Annotated in this window: 25 protein-coding genes; all 25 read left to right on the top strand. The window is 39.7% G+C overall.

Annotation, left to right across the window (positions count from 1 at the left end; all coding sequences use genetic code 11):
- Positions 1-174: 174 nt before the first annotated feature.
- The 25 genes from QRY57_RS26120 to nuoK all read left to right on the top strand — a co-directional run bounded on the left by QRY57_RS26120 (position 175) and on the right by nuoK (position 19,206).
- Positions 175-615 (top strand): low molecular weight protein arginine phosphatase, encoded by a 441-nt coding sequence (locus tag QRY57_RS26120; protein WP_026591854.1) that lies wholly within the window; start codon positions 175-177, stop codon positions 613-615.
- A 138-nt stretch (positions 616-753) separates the two neighbouring features.
- On the top strand, positions 754-1,197 hold the full coding sequence (rpiB, locus tag QRY57_RS26115; RefSeq protein WP_026591855.1) for a ribose 5-phosphate isomerase B: 444 nt from the start codon (positions 754-756) through the stop codon (positions 1,195-1,197).
- Positions 1,198-1,254: 57 nt separating this feature from the next.
- Positions 1,255-1,827 carry a TIGR01440 family protein gene (locus tag QRY57_RS26110; RefSeq protein WP_098303379.1) on the top strand — a complete coding sequence of 191 codons (573 nt, stop codon included), beginning with the start codon at positions 1,255-1,257 and terminating at the stop codon, positions 1,825-1,827.
- A 391-nt stretch (positions 1,828-2,218) separates the two neighbouring features.
- Positions 2,219-3,460 carry a serine hydroxymethyltransferase gene (gene glyA, locus QRY57_RS26105; protein ID WP_286016494.1) on the top strand — a complete coding sequence of 414 codons (1,242 nt, stop codon included), beginning with the start codon at positions 2,219-2,221 and terminating at the stop codon, positions 3,458-3,460.
- Positions 3,461-3,827: 367 nt separating this feature from the next.
- Positions 3,828-4,457, top strand: a complete 630-nt coding sequence (gene upp, locus QRY57_RS26100) for a uracil phosphoribosyltransferase (RefSeq protein WP_003202275.1) — start codon at positions 3,828-3,830, stop codon at positions 4,455-4,457.
- A gap of 372 nt (positions 4,458-4,829) precedes the next feature.
- Entirely contained in the window at positions 4,830-4,943 is a 114-nt protein-coding gene (locus QRY57_RS26095) for a DUF4024 domain-containing protein (RefSeq protein ID WP_081811022.1), read from the top strand.
- Between the two features lie 26 nt (positions 4,944-4,969).
- Entirely contained in the window at positions 4,970-5,194 is a 225-nt protein-coding gene (locus QRY57_RS26090) for an AtpZ/AtpI family protein (RefSeq protein ID WP_001171217.1), read from the top strand.
- A complete protein-coding gene (locus QRY57_RS26085) occupies positions 5,194-5,586 on the top strand; it encodes an ATP synthase subunit I (RefSeq protein WP_000567602.1) in 393 nt (130 codons plus the stop codon). The genes QRY57_RS26090 and QRY57_RS26085 overlap by 1 nt, the downstream gene beginning before the upstream one ends.
- A 7-nt stretch (positions 5,587-5,593) precedes the next feature.
- Positions 5,594-6,313 carry a F0F1 ATP synthase subunit A gene (atpB, locus tag QRY57_RS26080; RefSeq protein WP_026591858.1) on the top strand — a complete coding sequence of 240 codons (720 nt, stop codon included), beginning with the start codon at positions 5,594-5,596 and terminating at the stop codon, positions 6,311-6,313.
- 61 nt (positions 6,314-6,374) lie between these two features.
- Entirely contained in the window at positions 6,375-6,593 is a 219-nt protein-coding gene (atpE, locus tag QRY57_RS26075; protein ID WP_000052064.1) for a F0F1 ATP synthase subunit C, read from the top strand.
- Between the two features lie 127 nt (positions 6,594-6,720).
- Positions 6,721-7,227 carry a F0F1 ATP synthase subunit B gene (atpF, locus tag QRY57_RS26070; RefSeq protein WP_026591859.1) on the top strand — a complete coding sequence of 169 codons (507 nt, stop codon included), beginning with the start codon at positions 6,721-6,723 and terminating at the stop codon, positions 7,225-7,227.
- Positions 7,224-7,766: a F0F1 ATP synthase subunit delta gene (locus QRY57_RS26065; protein ID WP_026591860.1), complete on the top strand. Its 543-nt coding sequence runs from the start codon at positions 7,224-7,226 to the stop codon at positions 7,764-7,766. The genes atpF and QRY57_RS26065 overlap by 4 nt, the downstream gene beginning before the upstream one ends.
- An 11-nt stretch (positions 7,767-7,777) precedes the next feature.
- Positions 7,778-9,286: a F0F1 ATP synthase subunit alpha gene (atpA, locus tag QRY57_RS26060; RefSeq protein WP_026591861.1), complete on the top strand. Its 1,509-nt coding sequence runs from the start codon at positions 7,778-7,780 to the stop codon at positions 9,284-9,286.
- 216 nt (positions 9,287-9,502) lie between these two features.
- Positions 9,503-10,363 (top strand): F0F1 ATP synthase subunit gamma, encoded by an 861-nt coding sequence (gene atpG / locus QRY57_RS26055; RefSeq protein WP_026591862.1) that lies wholly within the window; start codon positions 9,503-9,505, stop codon positions 10,361-10,363.
- 220 nt (positions 10,364-10,583) lie between these two features.
- Positions 10,584-11,978: a F0F1 ATP synthase subunit beta gene (gene atpD, locus QRY57_RS26050; protein WP_026591863.1), complete on the top strand. Its 1,395-nt coding sequence runs from the start codon at positions 10,584-10,586 to the stop codon at positions 11,976-11,978.
- 20 nt (positions 11,979-11,998) lie between these two features.
- Entirely contained in the window at positions 11,999-12,400 is a 402-nt protein-coding gene (atpC, locus tag QRY57_RS26045; protein ID WP_026591864.1) for a F0F1 ATP synthase subunit epsilon, read from the top strand.
- A gap of 194 nt (positions 12,401-12,594) precedes the next feature.
- Positions 12,595-13,386, top strand: a complete 792-nt coding sequence (locus QRY57_RS26040; RefSeq protein ID WP_432804098.1) for a DUF975 family protein — start codon at positions 12,595-12,597, stop codon at positions 13,384-13,386.
- A gap of 256 nt (positions 13,387-13,642) precedes the next feature.
- The gene (locus QRY57_RS26035; RefSeq protein ID WP_208016614.1) at positions 13,643-14,011 is read left to right on the top strand and encodes an NADH-quinone oxidoreductase subunit A; all 369 of its coding nucleotides are present in this window, start codon (positions 13,643-13,645) and stop codon (positions 14,009-14,011) included.
- Entirely contained in the window at positions 14,002-14,520 is a 519-nt protein-coding gene (nuoB, locus tag QRY57_RS26030) for an NADH-quinone oxidoreductase subunit NuoB (protein ID WP_017153544.1), read from the top strand. The genes QRY57_RS26035 and nuoB overlap by 10 nt, the downstream gene beginning before the upstream one ends.
- Entirely contained in the window at positions 14,517-15,827 is a 1,311-nt protein-coding gene (locus tag QRY57_RS26025) for an NADH-quinone oxidoreductase subunit C (RefSeq protein WP_286016493.1), read from the top strand. Before nuoB ends, QRY57_RS26025 begins: the two co-directional genes overlap by 4 nt.
- Before the next feature lie 4 nt (positions 15,828-15,831).
- Positions 15,832-16,932: an NADH-quinone oxidoreductase subunit NuoD gene (nuoD, locus tag QRY57_RS26020; RefSeq protein WP_208016612.1), complete on the top strand. Its 1,101-nt coding sequence runs from the start codon at positions 15,832-15,834 to the stop codon at positions 16,930-16,932.
- Positions 16,932-17,933, top strand: coding sequence for an NADH-quinone oxidoreductase subunit NuoH (gene nuoH, locus QRY57_RS26015; protein WP_286016492.1), 1,002 nt, complete (start codon positions 16,932-16,934; stop codon positions 17,931-17,933). Before nuoD ends, nuoH begins: the two co-directional genes overlap by 1 nt.
- Before the next feature lie 25 nt (positions 17,934-17,958).
- Positions 17,959-18,378 (top strand): NADH-quinone oxidoreductase subunit NuoI, encoded by a 420-nt coding sequence (nuoI, locus tag QRY57_RS26010; protein ID WP_000677191.1) that lies wholly within the window; start codon positions 17,959-17,961, stop codon positions 18,376-18,378.
- Positions 18,375-18,899 (top strand): NADH-quinone oxidoreductase subunit J, encoded by a 525-nt coding sequence (locus QRY57_RS26005; RefSeq protein ID WP_090695558.1) that lies wholly within the window; start codon positions 18,375-18,377, stop codon positions 18,897-18,899. Before nuoI ends, QRY57_RS26005 begins: the two co-directional genes overlap by 4 nt.
- Positions 18,892-19,206, top strand: a complete 315-nt coding sequence (gene nuoK / locus QRY57_RS26000) for an NADH-quinone oxidoreductase subunit NuoK (RefSeq protein WP_026591871.1) — start codon at positions 18,892-18,894, stop codon at positions 19,204-19,206. The genes QRY57_RS26005 and nuoK overlap by 8 nt, the downstream gene beginning before the upstream one ends.
- The last annotated feature ends 20 nt before the right edge of the window (positions 19,207-19,226 follow it).

Below are 19,226 nucleotides of genomic sequence, written 5' to 3'. Positions count from 1 at the left end.
TGGTACTATATTGAGGGCACTTGGAACTAGGGTTTCACATATATGTGGATAGGGCGTATTTCTCTAAGAAAAAATAAAGGAGAAATGCGCCTTTTGTATATTCACATTTCTTTTGTTCCATTGTAATCTACGTTATGATGAGTGTAGGACATTCACCATAAGGAGGGAGCTTAGATGAAGCGAGTGTTGTTTGTTTGCACTGGAAATACATGTCGTAGCCCAATGGCAGAGGCGTTGCTTCGTCACTATGGAGAAGGGAAGTTTGAGGCGAAGTCTGCTGGTGTTTTTGCCAATCCTGGAAGTGACGCATCTTTACATGCAAAAGATGCATTGGCAGAAAAAGGGGTTAAAATAGCGCATGCTTCGCAGCAAATAACGGAAGAATTACTTGAGTGGGCGGATATGGTTCTCACGATGACGGAAAGCCATAAGCAACTTGTGCTTGGGTACTATCCGAATGCGGGGGAGAAAGTGCATACATTATATAAATTTGTAGAAGGTACAAGTAAAGATATTTCAGACCCATTTGGTGGTTCTCTATCTATTTATCAATCAACATTAGTAGAGATGGAAGAACTTATACAAACTTTATTGGAAAAACATTCAGAAGGTTAATGTTTCGTGTATAATACGATATTGGAGATGATCTTGCTCGGAATGAGCAAGTGAGTATCAGTTTTTTTGCAATCATTCATCAGTGGGGGGAAGAACCCTACTTGATAGAAGTTTCACTAAAATTTTGGAGGGGTCAAAATGAAAGTAGTAGTAGCATCTGATCACGGTGGAATGAATATCCGCAAAGAAATCGTAAGTTTATTAGAAGAGTTGAATATTGAATATGTTGATTTAGGATGTGAATGTGAAGCAGGATCTGTTGATTATCCTGATTTTGCATTTCCAGCGGCAGAAATGGTTGCAAATGGTGAAGTAGACCGTGGTATTTTAGTTTGTGGAACAGGTATTGGTATGTCAATTGCAGCAAATAAAGTACACGGTATTCGCTGTGCGTTAGTACATGATACATTTAGTGCAAAAGCAACAAGAGAACATAATGATACAAACATGTTAGCGATGGGTGAGCGTGTGATTGGTGCTGGTTTAGCGCGTGATATTGCAAAAATTTGGCTGACAACTGATTACGAAGGTGGACGTCACGAAAATCGCGTAGGGAAAATTAAAACATACGAAGCGAAGTAATCTTTTATTAGGACATACTATCATTTGTTGAACCAACCTGTGAAAGGAAGAGGCGTCATGACGGAAATAGTAAAGGTGAAAGAGCAGCTACAAATATCGCTTTCTGATTTTCAAGAGCAAGCTTCTTTACAAAGCGGGCAAATTTTTGTAGTGGGCTGTAGCACGAGCGAAGTGCTAGGAGAGAAAATTGGAACATCAGGAACGATGGAAGTGGCAGAAGCGATTTTTTCTGAGCTAAAACAATTTCAAGAGCAAACTGGCATAGAATTGGCATTCCAATGTTGCGAGCATTTAAATCGTGCTTTAGTAGTAGAGAGAGAAGTAGCAATGAAGTATCAATTTGAAATTGTAACCGTTACGCCTGTTAGATCAGCTGGTGGTGCATTAGCAACATACGCCTATCATAATCTAAAGGATCCTGTAGTAGTGGAGTTTATAAAAGCAGATGCAGGTATGGATATCGGTGATACATTTATTGGTATGCATCTAAAACATGTTGCAGTTCCAATTCGTACACGTGTAAAAGAGATTGGAAGTGCGCACGTAACGATGGCCAAAACACGTGCGAAACTTATTGGTGGGGCACGTGCTGTATATGCGGAAGTAGAAGAAACAGTTACTTGTAGCTAAAAATAAAGTAAAATTTTAATCAGTGGTGGGGCTTCATCTCCCGTTGATTATTAGCTCGACCAATCGGACCTTTACGGGCAGATGATTCCCCATTTAACCTTTTGCTTTTGCTGAATTTTGAGGTGGGGGTCTTACTGCCCGTTCATGCGGAAGTAGAAGAAACAGGGATACAGTATCTTTCGTAAAGACGTATGTAGTCTGACTTCATAAAGGATAAAAAGAAAAGACCGAACTCGGTCTTTTTTTCTTTTATGATATAGAAAGTCATGTTAGAATGTAGTTGAAAACATGAAGGTTCGAAGGAATTACAACTTGAATTTTCGTTTTTTCTGAATAAATAAGAAAAAACTGTTGGGAATCGGTGTAATTCGTTCAGAAAAGGGGGATTTTGGTGGATCATTTAAAACGTCAAGATGAAAAAGTATTTGCTGCAATTGAGGCAGAACTAGGAAGACAGCGTTCAAAGATTGAGTTAATTGCTTCAGAAAACTTCGTAAGTGAAGCTGTAATGGAAGCGCAAGGTTCTGTTTTAACAAACAAGTATGCGGAAGGATATCCTGGTAAACGTTACTATGGCGGTTGTGAGCATGTAGACGTAGTAGAGGATATCGCACGTGATCGTGTAAAAGAAATCTTTGGCGCAGAGCATGTAAACGTTCAACCACACTCTGGTGCACAAGCGAACATGGCTGTATACTTCACGATTTTAGAGCAAGGCGATACAGTACTTGGTATGAACTTATCCCACGGTGGTCACTTAACACACGGAAGCCCTGTTAACTTCAGTGGGGTACAATACAATTTCGTAGAATATGGCGTAGATGCTGAATCACACCGCATCAATTATGATGATGTGTTAGCAAAAGCAAAAGAACACAAGCCAAAATTAATCGTTGCAGGTGCAAGTGCATACCCTCGTGTTATCGATTTCAAGAGATTCCGTGAAATCGCAGACGAAGTAGGTGCATACTTAATGGTAGATATGGCACATATCGCAGGTTTAGTTGCAGCAGGCTTACATCCAAACCCAGTACCACATGCACATTTCGTTACAACAACAACACATAAAACATTACGTGGCCCACGCGGCGGTATGATTTTATGTGAAGAAAAATTTGCAAAGCAAATTGATAAATCAATCTTCCCTGGTATTCAAGGTGGACCACTAATGCACGTAATTGCTGCGAAAGCTGTTGCGTTTGGTGAGGCACTTCAAGAAGACTTTAAAATATATGCACAAAACATCATTAATAATGCGCAGCGCCTAGCAGAAGGTCTTCAAAAAGAAGGACTTACACTTGTTTCTGGTGGAACGGACAACCATCTTATCTTAATCGATGTTCGTAACCTAGATATTACAGGTAAAGTTGCAGAGCACGTATTAGATGAAGTTGGTATTACTGTAAACAAGAACACAATCCCATTTGAAACAGCAAGCCCATTTGTAACAAGCGGTGTACGTATTGGTACAGCGGCGGTAACATCTCGCGGATTTGGCTTAGAAGAAATGGATGAAATTGCAGCAATCATTGCTCATACGTTAAAAAATCATGAGAATGAAACGGCATTAGAAGAAGTACGTAAACGTGTAGAAGCATTAACAGCAAAATTCCCAATGTATACAGATCTATAATAAATTGAATGAAGACTGTTAAAACACATCTTGTTTTAACAGTCTTTTTTATTTCTGAATCTAAATTTAAATATATAGTTTTTAGGATGTAATATGATGAAGATTTGCTTCATAATGTAGAAAAATAATAATGATGAACAGAAGAGCATACAGTACTCTTTTAGTATGTATACAAAACGTGAATAAATTTTGGATATATAATGAAGGATACGAATTCCATAAATGGTAAAGATATTAGGTATGTTCATAATCAAATTGAAACTTTTCCAAATTTGCCCTTGAATATTAGTAGCGTTTTCTTTACAATCGTAAATAGTGTAAAACGGCGTGTGCACACGCATGAATATCATCTTAAGGAGAGATTCACATGGGAAAACTGTATGTATTTGATCACCCGCTAATTCAACATAAGATTACATATATTCGCGATAAAAATACAGGTACAAAAGAATTTCGTGAATTAGTGGATGAAGTAGCAAGCTTAATGGCATTTGAAATTACACGTGATCTTCCACTTGAAGAAATCGAGATTGAAACCCCTGTAAGCAAAGCGAAAACAAAAGTGATCGCTGGTAAAAAGCTCGGTCTAATTCCGATTTTACGTGCAGGTTTAGGGATGGTAGACGGAATTCTGAAATTAATCCCAGCAGCAAAAGTGGGACACGTTGGTTTATATCGTGACCCGAAAACATTGCAACCGGTAGAATACTATGTGAAACTTCCAACGGATGTAGAAGAACGTGACTTTATCGTACTTGATCCGATGTTAGCAACAGGTGGTTCTGCAGCGGAAGCAATTAACTCTCTGAAAAAGCGCGGTGCGAAGCAAATTAAATTAATGTGTATCGTAGCTGCACCAGAAGGAGTAAAAGTAGTACAAGAAGAACATCCTGATGTTGATATTTATGTAGCGGCATTAGATGAGAAATTAAATGACCATGGTTATGTTGTTCCAGGTCTTGGCGATGCTGGTGACCGTTTATTTGGAACGAAGTAAGACAACAGACGAGAGGGGGTTCCTGCTCGTCTTTTTTTATGTAAAAACATGGAGAGGGGAGGGGGGTGGTATTTTTTGTATATGCAACATAACTTGCATATCTTTCACATATAATATAGAAGTCGAACGTCTAATAAGCTCTGTATTGTAGAGGAAAAACGTTATATCGTAAAAATATAATCGTGACAAACTTGTGAACTTTTTCTTCTATTATAAGGAGAAAACTTGAAGAAATTTGATATCTTTGACCAGTATTTAGAAGGGGAACGTTTTCATTTTTGGCAGGAAATGACTAATACTCAAATTTTTAGATTTTTTACGATTTCTCGTTGACAGTGCTAATACCCTATTGTATGCTAACTACGGGGATGGATGGTAGGGCTTTCAGTGACAAATTTGCATCTATTCCGTGACAAAAAAGTAAACTTTTTATTTTGTATAGAATTTATACAAAAAAATGAGTTATTATTAACACATCGTGAATGAGGGTTACATATTGGAGGGATGAATCCTTGCAAAAAAACGATCGCAACCCAGTAAAAGCATATGCTTTAATGTCAGGAATTCTTGCTCAGCTAGTCGGTTCCATTCTTGTTGGGATTTTTGGTGGGCAATGGATTGATAGTAAGGTTGGAACGTTTCCGTTGTTTCTCATTATAGGCTTATTGCTAGGATTAGGAACAGGGATTTACGCAATGATTCGACTCATTCGACATTATTATTCGGGAGAGCAATGATGATAGACGTACATGGACTTGTCCAAAGACAAAAGAAATATATGTACTACTTGCTTGCGCTTCTAGTGCTAGGATGGGGATTTACCTCTTACAAGGATGTATTTCTTGGGCTGATTATCGGAACGATTTTCAGTTTTCTTAGTTTGCGCATCATTGCACGTAGAACAGACAAGCTATTAGATCGCGTTACCAATGGAGAGAACGTGAAATTTAAAGCAACGGCTGTCAGTACATATTCGAGATTTGCCACGATTGGATTATTAATTTTATTTGCAGCAAAATATCAGCATTTAATTGCGATGTGGAGCTTAGGTGTAGGATTGCTGACAGGATACCTTGTCATGATCATAGATTTTCTTTATTTAGAGTATAAGAGCAGGGAAGAGAGGTGAATTACTAGTGGAACACGGTAAATTAGTTGAATTTCTAGGTTTAACGTTCGATTTATCATCAGTTATGATGGTCACTATTTCAGCAGTTATTGTTTTCTTAATCGCTGTTATTGGAACTCGCAGCTTAGCTCTTCGTCCTACCGGAATGCAAAACTTCATGGAATGGATTTTAGACTTCGTGAAAGGGATCATTAACAGTACAATGGACTGGAAAACAGGTGGGCGCTTTTTAACACTTGGCGTAACACTTATGATGTTTATTTTCGTATCAAACATGCTAGGTTTACCATTCATGTATTCAACAACTGAGGCTGGTGAACACATTGCATGGTGGAGATCGCCAACGTCTGATCCAGCAGTTACATTAACATTAGCCGTGATGGTAGTTACCCTCACCCATTATTATGGAATTAAGATGAAGGGTACAAAAGGATATGTCAAAGGTTTCTTCCAACCTATGTCATTCTTATTTCCTTTAAAGGTTATTGAGGAGTTTGCTAACACATTAACGTTAGGTCTTCGTCTATTCGGTAACATTTATGCAGGTGAGATTTTGTTAGGATTACTTGCTAAATTAGGTGGAAGTACAGTACTTGGAGCATTAGGTGCTATTGTGCCGATGTTAGCGTGGATGGGATTCAGTGTGTTCGTTGGTTCAATCCAAGCGTTCATTTTTACAATGTTAACGATGGTTTACATGGCTCATAAAGTAAGTCATGACCATTAATATACTTTAATAAGTAAGTAAAAAAATCTATTTTTTTATAATACAAAGGAGGACAAATTAAATGAGTTTAGGTGTAATCGCAGCTGCAATTGCAATTGGTTTATCAGCATTAGGTGCAGGTATTGGTAACGGTCTTATCGTATCACGTACAATCGAAGGTGTTGCTCGTCAACCAGAATTAAAAGGCGCACTTCAAACAATTATGTTCATCGGGGTTGCATTAGTTGAGGCACTTCCAATCATCGGTGTAGTTATTGCATTCATCGTAATGAACAAATAAGGGAGACTCCCCTTACATAGATGGCGAAGAGTGTTTTTGGACTTTCTTCGCCATTGCTTTATGAACGAAATGTATGTCTTTTTTTTTCATATAGTAAATTTAGATATCACGAAGGGAGTGAATCCTTGTGCCAACTTTAATGTTAGGAGCTGCCATTCCATTTGGAACGATCGCTTATACATTGGTCGTTTTCCTAATTTTATTAGTAATGCTACGTAAATTTGCTTGGGGTCCTTTGATGGGAATTATGAAGGAACGTGAAGAGCATGTTGCTAGCGAAATCGACGCTGCAGAACAAAATAATGCAGAGGCGAAAAAGTTAGTAGAAGAACAACGTGAAATGTTAAAACAATCACGTGTTGAAGCACAAGAGTTAATCGAAAGAGCGAAAAAACAAGCAGAAGATCAAAAAGATGGTATTGTTGCCGCTGCAAAAGAAGAAGCAGAATCTATCAAAGCATCTGCTGTACAAGAAATTCAACGCGAAAAAGAGCAAGCAATTGCTGCTCTGCAAGAACAAGTCGCTTCTTTATCTGTTCAAATTGCTTCTAAAGTAATTGAGAAAGAATTAAAAGAAGAAGACCAAGTGAAGTTAATTCGCGATTATATTAAAGAAGTAGGAGAAGCGCGATGAGCAATGAGATTGTAGCAAAACGTTATGCTGTCGCTCTTTTTCAAATTGCAAAAGAAAAACACGTATTAGAAATGTTTGAAGAGGAATTACGCCTTGTACAAAACGTTTTTGTAAAAAACGGAGAACTACATAGCTTTTTAACACAACCAAACATTTCAAAGGAGCAGAAAAAAACGTTCCTTTCGAACGTATTCTCTTCTGTTTCTGAATCAATTTTAAATACGTTATATATTTTAATTGATAACAAACGCATTGAAATTCTACCTGAAATTGCAAATGAATATGTTGTTCTTGCTAATGACGAGCGTAACGTTGCTGATGCAACTGTATATTCAGTTCGTCCGCTATCAGAAGATGAAAAGCTTAGCATTGCAGAATCATTCGCAAAGAGAACAGGAAAAGATGCAATTCGTATTAAAAATGTTGTAGATGAAGATTTACTAGGCGGCATTAAAGTACGCATCGGAAATCGCATTTATGATGGTAGTTTACAAGGAAAGTTAGCACGTATTCAGCGTGAACTTATGAAGAATAGATAGGGGTGAAGCACATGAGCATCAGAGCTGAAGAAATTAGCGCACTGATAAAGCAACAAATCGAGAACTATCAGTCTGAAATCGAAGTTAGTGATGTTGGTACAGTTATCCAAGTAGGTGACGGTATCGCGCGTGCTCATGGTCTTGATAACGTAATGGCTGGTGAACTTGTAGAGTTCTCTAACGGCGTTATGGGACTAGCACAAAACTTAGAGGAAAACAACGTAGGTATCATTATTTTAGGACCTTACACAGAAATCCGTGAAGGTGATGAAGTTCGTCGTACTGGTCGCATCATGCAAGTACCAGTAGGGGCAGAACTAATTGGTCGTGTTGTAAACCCATTAGGTCAACCAGTAGACGGTTTAGGCCCAATCAATACAACAAAAACTCGTCCAATCGAAAGCCCAGCACCAGGTGTAATGGATCGTAAATCTGTTCATGAGCCACTTCAAACAGGTATTAAAGCGATCGATGCTCTTGTACCAATTGGTCGTGGTCAACGTGAGTTAATCATCGGTGACCGTCAAACAGGTAAAACAGCAGTTGCACTTGATACAATCTTGAACCAAAAAGATGAAGATATGATTTGTATCTACGTTGCAATTGGACAAAAAGAATCTACAGTACGTAACGTAGTAGAAACACTACGTAAGCACGGTGCGTTAGAGTACACAATCGTTGTAACAGCATCAGCTTCTCAACCAGCTCCATTATTATACTTAGCTCCTTACGCTGGTGTAACAATGGGTGAAGAGTTCATGTACAATGGTAAACACGTATTAGTAGTATATGATGACTTATCGAAACAAGCGGCTGCTTATCGTGAGCTTTCATTACTATTACGTCGTCCTCCAGGTCGTGAAGCGTATCCAGGGGATGTATTCTACTTACATTCTCGCTTACTAGAGCGTGCAGCAAAATTAAGTGATGCAAAAGGCGGCGGTTCTTTAACAGCTTTACCTTTCATCGAAACACAAGCAGGGGACGTATCAGCATACATCCCAACAAACGTAATCTCTATCACAGATGGACAGATCTTCTTACAATCTGATTTATTCTTCTCTGGTGTACGTCCAGCGATCGATGCAGGTACTTCGGTATCTCGTGTTGGTGGAGCTGCTCAGATTAAAGCGATGAGTAAAGTATCAGGTACACTTCGTCTTGACCTTGCATCTTATCGTGAGTTAGAAGCGTTCGCTGCGTTCGGTTCTGACCTTGATAAAGCAACACAAGCGAAATTAAACCGTGGTGCTCGCACAGTTGAAGTATTAAAACAAGGATTACACAAACCACTGCGAGTAGAGAAACAAGTTATCATTCTTTACGCTCTAACACGTGGATTCTTAGATGATATCCCAGTAGTAGATATCACTCGTTTTGAAGAAGAACTCCATGCGTGGTTAGATTCAAATGCAGCTGAATTATTAAGCGAAATCCGTACAACAAAAAAACTTGCGGATGACGAGAAATTTGCTGCAGCAATCAACGGATTTAAGAAAGTATTCGTAGCTTCTGAATAATAAAAGGCGGAAGTGGCTTGTTAGCCACTGGAGCTAGATTATATAAAAGGTGATTCTTTAGGGAATTGCTAACGGTTATGTAAAGGAAAAGAGTAGGTGCACCTATTCTTTTCCTTCAATCATGAGCAAGAAGATCTTGCAACGTAGATTAGAAAGATGAACGACAAGGATTCTTACTAATCGTGCCAACTTCCGGAAAAAAGGTGGTGAAAACCTGTGGCATCTTTACGCGATATAAAAGCGAAAATTAACTCGACTAAGAAAACGAGTCAAATTACGAAAGCGATGGAGATGGTATCTGCATCGAAATTGAACCGTGCAGAACAAAATGCTAAATCTTTCGTTCCGTATATGGAAAAGATTCAAGAAGTAGTAGCGAGTATTGCGCAAGGTAGCAAAGGAATTAATCATCCAATGTTAACAGCGCGTCCTGTAAAACGTACAGGATACATCGTTATCACGTCTGATCGCGGACTAGCAGGTGGTTATAACAGTAACGTATTACGTACGGTAAGTAACGTAATTCGCGAACGTCATAATATGGATTCAAACCAATATTCAATTATTGTGCTTGGACGACTAGGACGTGATTATTTAAAACGTCGTGGCTTTAATATTATTGATGAAGTAGTTGGATTATCTGACCACCCGTCATTTACAGATATTAAAGACCTTGCTTCTCGAGCAATTGCGATGTTTGCAGATGGCGCTTATGATGAGCTGTATATTTACTACAACCATTTCGTAAGTAAAATTTCACAAGAAGTAACGGAAAATAAAATTTTACCGCTTACGGACGTGAAGTCGGACAAACCGACGACAGCTTATGAGTTTGAACCTTCTGAAGAAGATATTTTAAAAGTATTATTGCCACAATACGCAGAAAGCTTAGTTTACGGTGCATTACTAGACGGTAAAGCAAGTGAACACGCAGCGCGTATGACAGCAATGAAGAGTGCTACAGACAACGCAATGGAAGTTATCGATACACTTACACTTTCATTCAACCGTGCTCGACAAGCAGCGATTACGCAAGAAATTACGGAAATCGTTGGTGGAGCAGCAGCGCTAGAATAGTAATATAAAGTAGAAGCGGTTCGTTCAGAATGGGAGGGGGATGGAGCTTTTGCCTCGTAGGAAAAAGCGAAGCCACCGAGCATTCTAACCGCTGGAGCTAGATTGAATAAAAGGTGGAAGCGGCTCTATTATAAGAGTCGCCTAAGCTACACTAATAAAAAATGAAAGCCGACTGCTCATAAAAAGCTGGCTAATTTAGAGAAAGCTAGGAGGGAACCCGATGAACAAAGGGCGCGTTACGCAAATCATGGGTCCGGTTGTAGACGTTAAGTTTGACGGCGGAAAGCTACCTGAAATCTACAATGCCCTTAGAATTAAAAAAGATGAAGTTAACTTAACTTTAGAAGTTGCACTTCACTTAGGTGATGACACAGTTCGTACGGTTGCAATGTCTTCTACAGATGGACTTGTTCGTGGCACAGAAGTAGAGGATACTGGTAAACCAATTTCTGTTCCAGTTGGTGATGCAACACTTGGTCGTGTATTTAACGTATTAGGTGATGCAATTGACTTGGATGGTGAAGTTGCAGCGGATGTACGCCGTGATCCAATTCACCGTCAAGCACCTGCATTCGAAGAGCTATCTACAAAAGTAGAAATTCTTGAAACTGGTATTAAAGTAGTAGACTTACTTGCTCCATACATTAAAGGTGGTAAAATCGGTCTATTTGGTGGTGCCGGTGTAGGTAAAACAGTATTAATCCAGGAGTTAATTAACAACATCGCACAAGAGCACGGTGGTATCTCTGTATTCGCTGGTGTAGGTGAGCGTACTCGTGAAGGTAACGACTTATACCATGAAATGAGCGATTCTGGCGTAATTAAGAAAACAGCGATGGTATTCGGACAAATGAACGAGCCACCTGGTGCACGTCAACGTGTTGCATTAACAGGTTTAACAATGGCTGAACATTTCCGTGATGAGCAAGGACAAGACGTACTATTGTTCATCGATAACATCTTCCGTTTCACGCAAGCGGGTTCTGAAGTATCTGCCCTTCTTGGTCGTATGCCATCTGCGGTAGGTTACCAACCAACACTTGCAACTGAAATGGGTCAATTACAAGAACGTATTACATCTACAAATAAAGGGTCCATCACGTCTATCCAAGCGGTATATGTACCAGCCGATGACTACACTGACCCAGCACCAGCTACAACGTTCGCTCACTTAGATGCAACAACAAACTTAGAGCGTCGTTTAACACAAATGGGTATTTACCCAGCGGTAGATCCATTGGCATCTACATCTCGTGCGCTTTCTCCGGAAATCGTAGGAGAAGAGCATTATTCAGTTGCTCGTCAAATTCAGCAAACTCTACAACGTTATAAAGAGCTTCAAGATATCATCGCTATCTTAGGTATGGACGAGTTATCTGAAGAAGATAAATTAGTTGTACATCGTGCTCGTCGTGTTCAGTTCTTCTTATCACAGAACTTCCACGTAGCGGAGCAATTTACAGGTCAAAAAGGATCTTATGTACCTGTAAAAGAAACAGTTCGTGGTTTCAAAGAAATTCTAGAAGGAAAATATGATGACCTTCCAGAAGATGCATTCCGCTTAGTTGGTGGCATTGAAGAAGTTATTGAAAATGCGAAGAAAATGATGGCGTAAGGCCTTAGGAGGGACGAATTATGAAGACATTTCCAGTCAGTATTGTAACTCCTGATGGACCGGTTTACGAAAAAGAAGTAGAAATGGTAAGCGTGAAAGCAGAAAGTGGGGAAATGGGGATCTTACCAGGTCACATTCCTACTGTTGCACCGCTAAAAATTAGTGCGGTTCGTTTGAAAAATGGCGGTCACACTGATTATGTAGCGGTAAGTGGTGGCTTTATCGAAGTTCGTCCAGATAAAGTGACAGTATTAGCACCATCTGCTGAAGAAGCAAACCATATCGATATTCATCGTGCAAACGAAGCGAAGCGTCGTGCTGAGCAACGTATGCAAGATAAACAAGTACATGTTGACTTCAAGCGTGCAGAACTTGCACTAAAACGTGCGGTTAACCGTTTGAATGTTTCTGATATGAAATAAAAAAATCCGTAAAGGTTCATTCCTTTACGGATTTTTTATTTTGTCAAAGTGTTATTGAAATAAAAAGGATTATATTGTACTGTATTTTTTAAAATGATATGATCCAAAATTATTTCCAAAACTGGTATAATTATTCTGCTTATAGAGTGAAGTATGTGGGTGGTCCAATTTGGATTGGAGAAGGAGATGAGAAAGTGATTGGTGACATGAAACGAGAAGCTTTACAATCATTAAAAGGGAAATGGGGGCTTGGTGTAGGTTCAACACTTTTATATGTTATTTTAAGTTATGTTATATCAGCAATTGCAGTCTTTATTGTTATGATTCCTTTTGGAATTGTACTGGCGTCATTTGGTGATTCAATCAATTTATTGGAAGAAGAAACAATGACGATGGGGTTTATTGCTGTTTTCTGTCTTTATTATTTTTTAATGGTAATTGTTAACCTTGGGATATATGGAATCACAGCATATGGCTACACGAACGTGTCGTTAAAGATTAGCAGAAGACAAGGGGCTACAATAGATGCTTTATTTGAGGGGTTTCGTGGTTTTAAAAGAATGATGAATACGATAAAGGCAATGCTCTTAATCTGTTTATATTCTGGAATGTGGATTCCACTCGTTTTACTATTTATTATGGGTTTCTTGGAAGAAAGTGGAAGAGGTTCTGGCGAAGGGTTAGTTATTGCCCTGTTGGTTCTATTATTTATTTCATTCGTTGCTATTATTATTGCCTATTTTTCATATGCAATGACATATTATGTGATGATCGATCATCCGGAATATGGTGCTTTACAAGCGATGAAGGAAAGTAAAAAAATCATGAAGGGACATAAAATGGATTTATTTCTTTTATGGCTTAGCTTTATCGGTTGGGCAATATTAGCATTTATTCCTTTTGGACTTGGATTTCTTTGGCTTTCTCCATACTTTAGTACAACAACAGCTCATTTTTATCAAAAGATATCAAAGGGTGAATCATAATACGAATACATAGAGAAAAGAGGTACGAATATGTACTTCTTTTTTTATGATAACAATCATTTTTCTTGTAGAAATTTTTAATAGTATAAGTTTCAATAACGTTTCTTTTCCCCAATATATCGACATGGGAATTTGAAGTTTGTTATAATGACAATAATCTCATTATTTAGAAAAATTTAAAAATAATAAATGATGCAGATGAGACATATTGTTTACTAAGTGAACTTGTTCCGAATTTAAGGGGGAGGGTTTCAGGGTGGCGAATGTATATGAAAATAGTTATATGATTGTTGGCATCTTTTTACTATTGGGCATATTGCTACCAGTAGTGGCTCTTACATTAGGAAAGCTGCTGCGCCCACATAAACCAAGCGCAGCAAAGGGAACGACGTATGAAAGCGGAATTGAACCTTATCATGATGCAAATGTTCGTTTTCATGCTCGTTATTATATTTTTGCGTTATTGTTTGTAATTTTTGATGTGGAAACTGTATTTTTATATCCGTGGGCTGTCGCATATGACAAGCTTGGTTTGTTTGCGCTTGTTGAAATGCTGATCTTTGTCATTATGTTGCTTGTTGGTTTGGCATATGCTTGGAAAAAGAAGGTGTTACAATGGCTATAAATTTCGAAGAATTACATCCACAAGAACGGGCGGAATTAGAGCGAAATATTTTCTTTACGACATTAGAGCAAGTAAAGGGATGGGCAAGGAGCAATTCTTTATGGCCGATGACATTTGGACTTGCATGCTGTGCGATTGAAATGATGGGAGTTGGCTCATCACATTATGATTTAGATCGATTTGGATCATTTTTTCGAACATCGCCGAGGCAATCAGATGTCATGATTGTTTCAGGAACAGTAACAAAGAAAATGGCGCCAATTGTGCGTCGTTTATACGACCAAATGCCGGAACCAAAATGGGTTATTGCAATGGGGTCCTGTGCAACAGCTGGTGGTCCATATGTGAACTCGTATGCTGTTGTGAAAGGAGTGGACCAAATCGTACCAGTAGATGTGTACATTCCAGGCTGTCCCCCGAACCCGGCGGCTTTAATTTATGGGATTAATAAATTGAAAGAGAAGATTCGTTACGAAGCAAAGACTGGAAAGCAGGTGACGAATAGATGAGCGATTCAAATAAAGAGATAGAGGATATGAAAAAAGAGGCTGCAAGACATGCGAAAGAAGAAGCGCGGAAACGGCTTGCTGCTAAGCATGAGATGGAAATGTCTAATGGGGTACAAGAAGAAAAAGAGAAAGCGCTACCAAAAGATGGTGAGATTAGTATAGAGGAAGCAAAACACCATGCCGTAGAGGCAGCGTTAGCGAAGCAGAAAGCAAAAGAAAATGAATCCCCATCAGAAGAAAAGGCGAAAGCAGCCGCAGCAGCAAAAGCAAAGGCAGCAGCGTTAGCGAAGCAGAAAGCAAAAGAAAATGAATCTCCATCAGAAGAAGAAAAGGCGAAAGCAGCCGCAGCAGCAAAAACAAAGGCAGCAGCGTTAGCGAAGCAGAAAGCAAAAGAAAATGAATCCCCATCAGAAGAAGAAAAGGCAAAAGCGAAGGCGAAAGCAGCCGCAGCAGCAAAAGCAAAGGCAGCAGCGTTAGCGAAGCAGAAAGCAAAAGAAAATGAATCCCCATCAGAAGAAGAAAAGGCAAAAGCGAAGGCGAAAGCAGCCGCAGCAGCAAAAGCAAAGGCAGCGGCGTTAGCGAAGCGGAAAGCAAAAGAAAATGAATCCCCATCAGAAGAAGAAAAGGCAAAAGCGAAGGCAAAGGCGGTAGCAGCAGCAAAAGCAAAAGCGGCAGCGCTAGCGGAACAGAAGGTATCCAAGGAAGGAACAACGTCTAATGATGAAAAGGCAAAGGCGATTGCAGCGGCAAAAGCAAAGGCAGCCGCTGCTGCTAAGGGAAAAGGCGCTGTGGGCAAGAAAGAAGAAGAGATGAAGCAAGAGGAACCATCTCCGAATCAGCCATATCTGGATGCTTATGTAGAGATTATTAAGGAGAAAATGGATGAAAATTCATTAGAAGATTATTATATTAATAAACTTTCAAAGGATGTACCAACACTTGTTGTTAAGCTGGAAAGGTACTACGAAGTAATGGAATTATTGCGAGGCCATGAAGGACTTGCCTTTGATTATATGTCGGAGTTACATGCTACTGATTTTGTTACACATATGGAAGTGTATGTTCACTTATTTTCATATGGAAAGAAACAATCTGTCGCAGTGAAGGTGAAGATGGACAGGGAGTCGCCGCGAGTAGCATCGATTGCGCCGCTATGGAGCGGGGCAGACTGGCCAGAGCGAGAAGCATATGACTTGCTTGGTGTTACGTTTGAAGGACATCCGAATTTAACGCGTATTTTAATGCCAGAAGATTGGGCTGGTCATCCGCTTCGAAAAGATTATGAACCACTCGATGTGGAGGTGTAGCAATATGATCCGTACAGAAGAAATGCTTTTAAATGTAGGGCCGCAGCACCCGAGTACACACGGTGTATTTAGGCTTGTTATTAAAATTGATGGGGAAATTATAAAGGAAGCTACACCTGTTATTGGTTATTTACACCGCGGAACAGAGAAAATCGCAGAGAGCTTGCAGTATACACAAATTATCCCTTATACAGATCGAATGGACTATTTATCGGCGATGACGAATAACTATGTGATCTGTCACGCTGTTGAGACAATGATGGGGCTTGAGATTCCAGAGCGGGCCGAATATTTGCGAGTACTTGCGATGGAGCTTGGTCGCGTTGCGAGCCATCTCGTTTGGTGGGGAACGAATCTTCTTGATATTGGAGCGGTTAGCCCGTTTCTATATGCATTCCGGGAGCGAGAGATGATTATTAATCTCTTAAATGAGCTCTGTGGTGCACGGTTAACGTTCAATTATATGAGGGTAGGCGGTGTAAAGTGGGATGCCCCAGATGGCTGGATTGAAAAAGTTCGCGAGTTTGTTCCGTATATGAGAGAGCAATTGAAGGGTTATCACGATCTTGTGAGCGGAAATGAAATTTTCTTAAATCGTGTGAAGGGCGTTGGAATATATAGCGCGGAAGATGCACTTTCTTATTCACTTAGCGGAGCGAATTTACGATGCACAGGTGTAAAGTGGGATCTTCGCAAGGATGAACCGTACTCTATTTATGACCGTTTTGATTTTGATGTTCCGGTAGGAAACGTGGGGGATGCTTGGGATCGTTACGTTTGCCGGATGGAGGAAATTGAGGAATCCCTCAAAATTATTGAGCAGGCGGCCCGGCAATTCCCGTCAGAAGGGCCGGTGTTGGCGAAGGTGCCGAAAATTATTAAGGTGCCAAAGGGCGAGGCATTTGTCCGCATTGAGTCGCCGCGCGGAGAGATAGGCTGTTATATTGCTAGCGAAGGGAAGAAAGAGCCGTATCGCTTAAAGTTCCGCAGGCCATCTTTCTATAACCTCCAAATTTTACCGAAGCTTTTGAAGGGTGAAAATATCGCGAACTTAATTACCATTTTAGGCGGCGTTGATATTGTACTTGGGGAGGTTGATGGGTGATGATAGAGCGCCTCTTAGAGTCATCGGCAAGTTGGACGAATTTTGTCATTTTTTTCGGATTAGCGGTGCTTTTATTATTTGCCGTCCTTGGATTTGTTACATATGGGATTTTAGCAGAGCGAAAAGTAATGGGATTTATGCAAGGACGGATAGGACCGAATCAGGTCGGCGGCAGATTTGGTTTACTGCAAACAGTTGCTGATGTTTTAAAGCTTTTATTAAAAGAAGATAGCATTCCGAAAGCTGCAGATAAGCCGCTGTTTATATTGGCACCTGTTATTGCATTCGCACCAGCTTTTATGGTGCTTGCAGTCATTCCGTTTACAGATAAATTTCAGTTTGCAGATATCGGAGTAGGGCTTCTTTACTATATTGCTGTATCAGGGATTACAACGATTGGTGTTGTGACCGGAGGGTGGGCATCAAACAATAAATATTCACTTTTAGGCGGGATGCGTGCGGCGGCGCAGATGATTTCCTATGAGATTCCGCTTGTAATGAGCGTAATTGGCGTTGTCTTATTAGCTGGCAGTCTCAATTTAAATGAAATCGTAGCGGGGCAGGAGAAAGTTTGGTACATTTTTGCGCAGCCGATCGGTTTTGTGATTTTCTTAATTGCAGCAGTTGCAGAGCTCAACCGGACACCGTTTGACTTACCAGAGGCGGAATCAGAACTTGTCTCTGGATATCATACCGAGTATTCAGGGTTTCGCTGGGCATTCTTTATGCTCTCTGAGTACGTGTACTTCTTTGGAATGGCTTCGCTTATAACGGTGCTGTTTTTAGGAGGATGGCAGCCAATTCCGTTTCTTGGTTTTATTCCTGGTGCTGTATGGTTTGCTTTAAAGTTTAGCGCGGTAGTTTTCTTGCTTATTTGGTTCCGCGTTACGTTTCCGCGTATCAGGGGTGATCAATTGATGGAGTTTGGCTGGAAAGTATTATTGCCAATCGCACTTGCAAATATTTTCTTAACGGCATTGATTAAGGAGTTATTCTTCTAATCTATGAGGGGGGTGCCAGTAAGATATGAAAGGGCTATTTAAAGGTTTAAAATATACGCTTAGCAACTTAAGTAAGAAAAAAGTAACGTACGATTATCCCAATCAACCATTACCACTACCAGATCGCTTCCGAGGGATTCAAAAATTCTATCCAGAAAAATGCATTGTTTGTAACCAATGTTCTAACATTTGTCCAACTGATTGTATTCAACTAACAGGGAAGAAGCATCCAGACCCTACGAAAAAAGGGAAAATCATTGATACGTATGATATTAACTTTGAAATTTGTATTCTTTGCGATTTATGTACAGAGGTTTGCCCAACTGAGGCCATTGTTATGACAAACAATTTCGAGTTAGCGGAGTATTCGCGTGATGATTTGTTTAAAAATTTGCAGTGGCTCGATGAAAATGATGAGAACGTCAGAAAGGAGAATAAAGCATGAGCGGCGAGTTGGTAGCGTTTTTTATATTGTCCTTAACGGCGATTATCGGTGGTATCCTTATGCTGAACTTAACGAAAGTCATGCATATGATGCTCGCCCTTGTGTTTACGTTTCTTAGCATTGCGGGATTGTATTTTCTATTATCAGCGGAGTTTGTTGGGGTCACACAAATTTTAATTTATTCCGGAGCAATTACGATTATTATGATTTTCGGTATTATGCTAACGAAGCATGACGCTGAAAGTGAATCTAGTTTTAGTTTTCGTAAGTTGCTTATCTTCCTCGCAGTAGTAGCGTTTGGCGCGGTAATGTACTTTGCTGTTAATAATATAGATTTTACAAATCGAAATGTACAAGGAAGTTTACCGCTTCATGAACAAAATACACTTCAAATTGGTACACTTTTGTATTCGAAATATGTTATTCCATTTGAATTAACGTCGGTTATTTTGCTTGTTGCGCTTGTTGGGGCAATTGTACTTGCGAAGAAGGATGAGAAAGAGGGGGATTCCAATGAGTAGTGTTCCAGTTGCCGCCTACTTAGCTCTTGCTATTATTCTGTTTTGCATCGGCTTATTCGGGGCTTTAACAAAGCGGAATACGGTCATTGTCTTAATTTGTATTGAACTGATGTTAAATGCGGCGAACTTAAACCTAGTCGCTTTTAGTAAATTAGGCTTTTTTCCGAACTTAACAGGACAAATTTTTTCACTGTTTACGATGTCCGTTGCGGCAGCGGAAGCAGCAGTCGGACTTGCGATATTAATTGCGTTATATCGTAAGCATGCAACCGTTAACGTAGATGAAATGGATTCGCTTAAAGGTTAATTGTGACCAAAAAGGGGGAA

It is taken from the genome of Bacillus arachidis, assembly GCF_030285945.1.
Taxonomy (GTDB): domain Bacteria; phylum Bacillota; class Bacilli; order Bacillales; family Bacillaceae_G; genus Bacillus_A; species Bacillus_A arachidis.
This window is presented reverse-complemented; position numbering and strand designations above follow the sequence as displayed.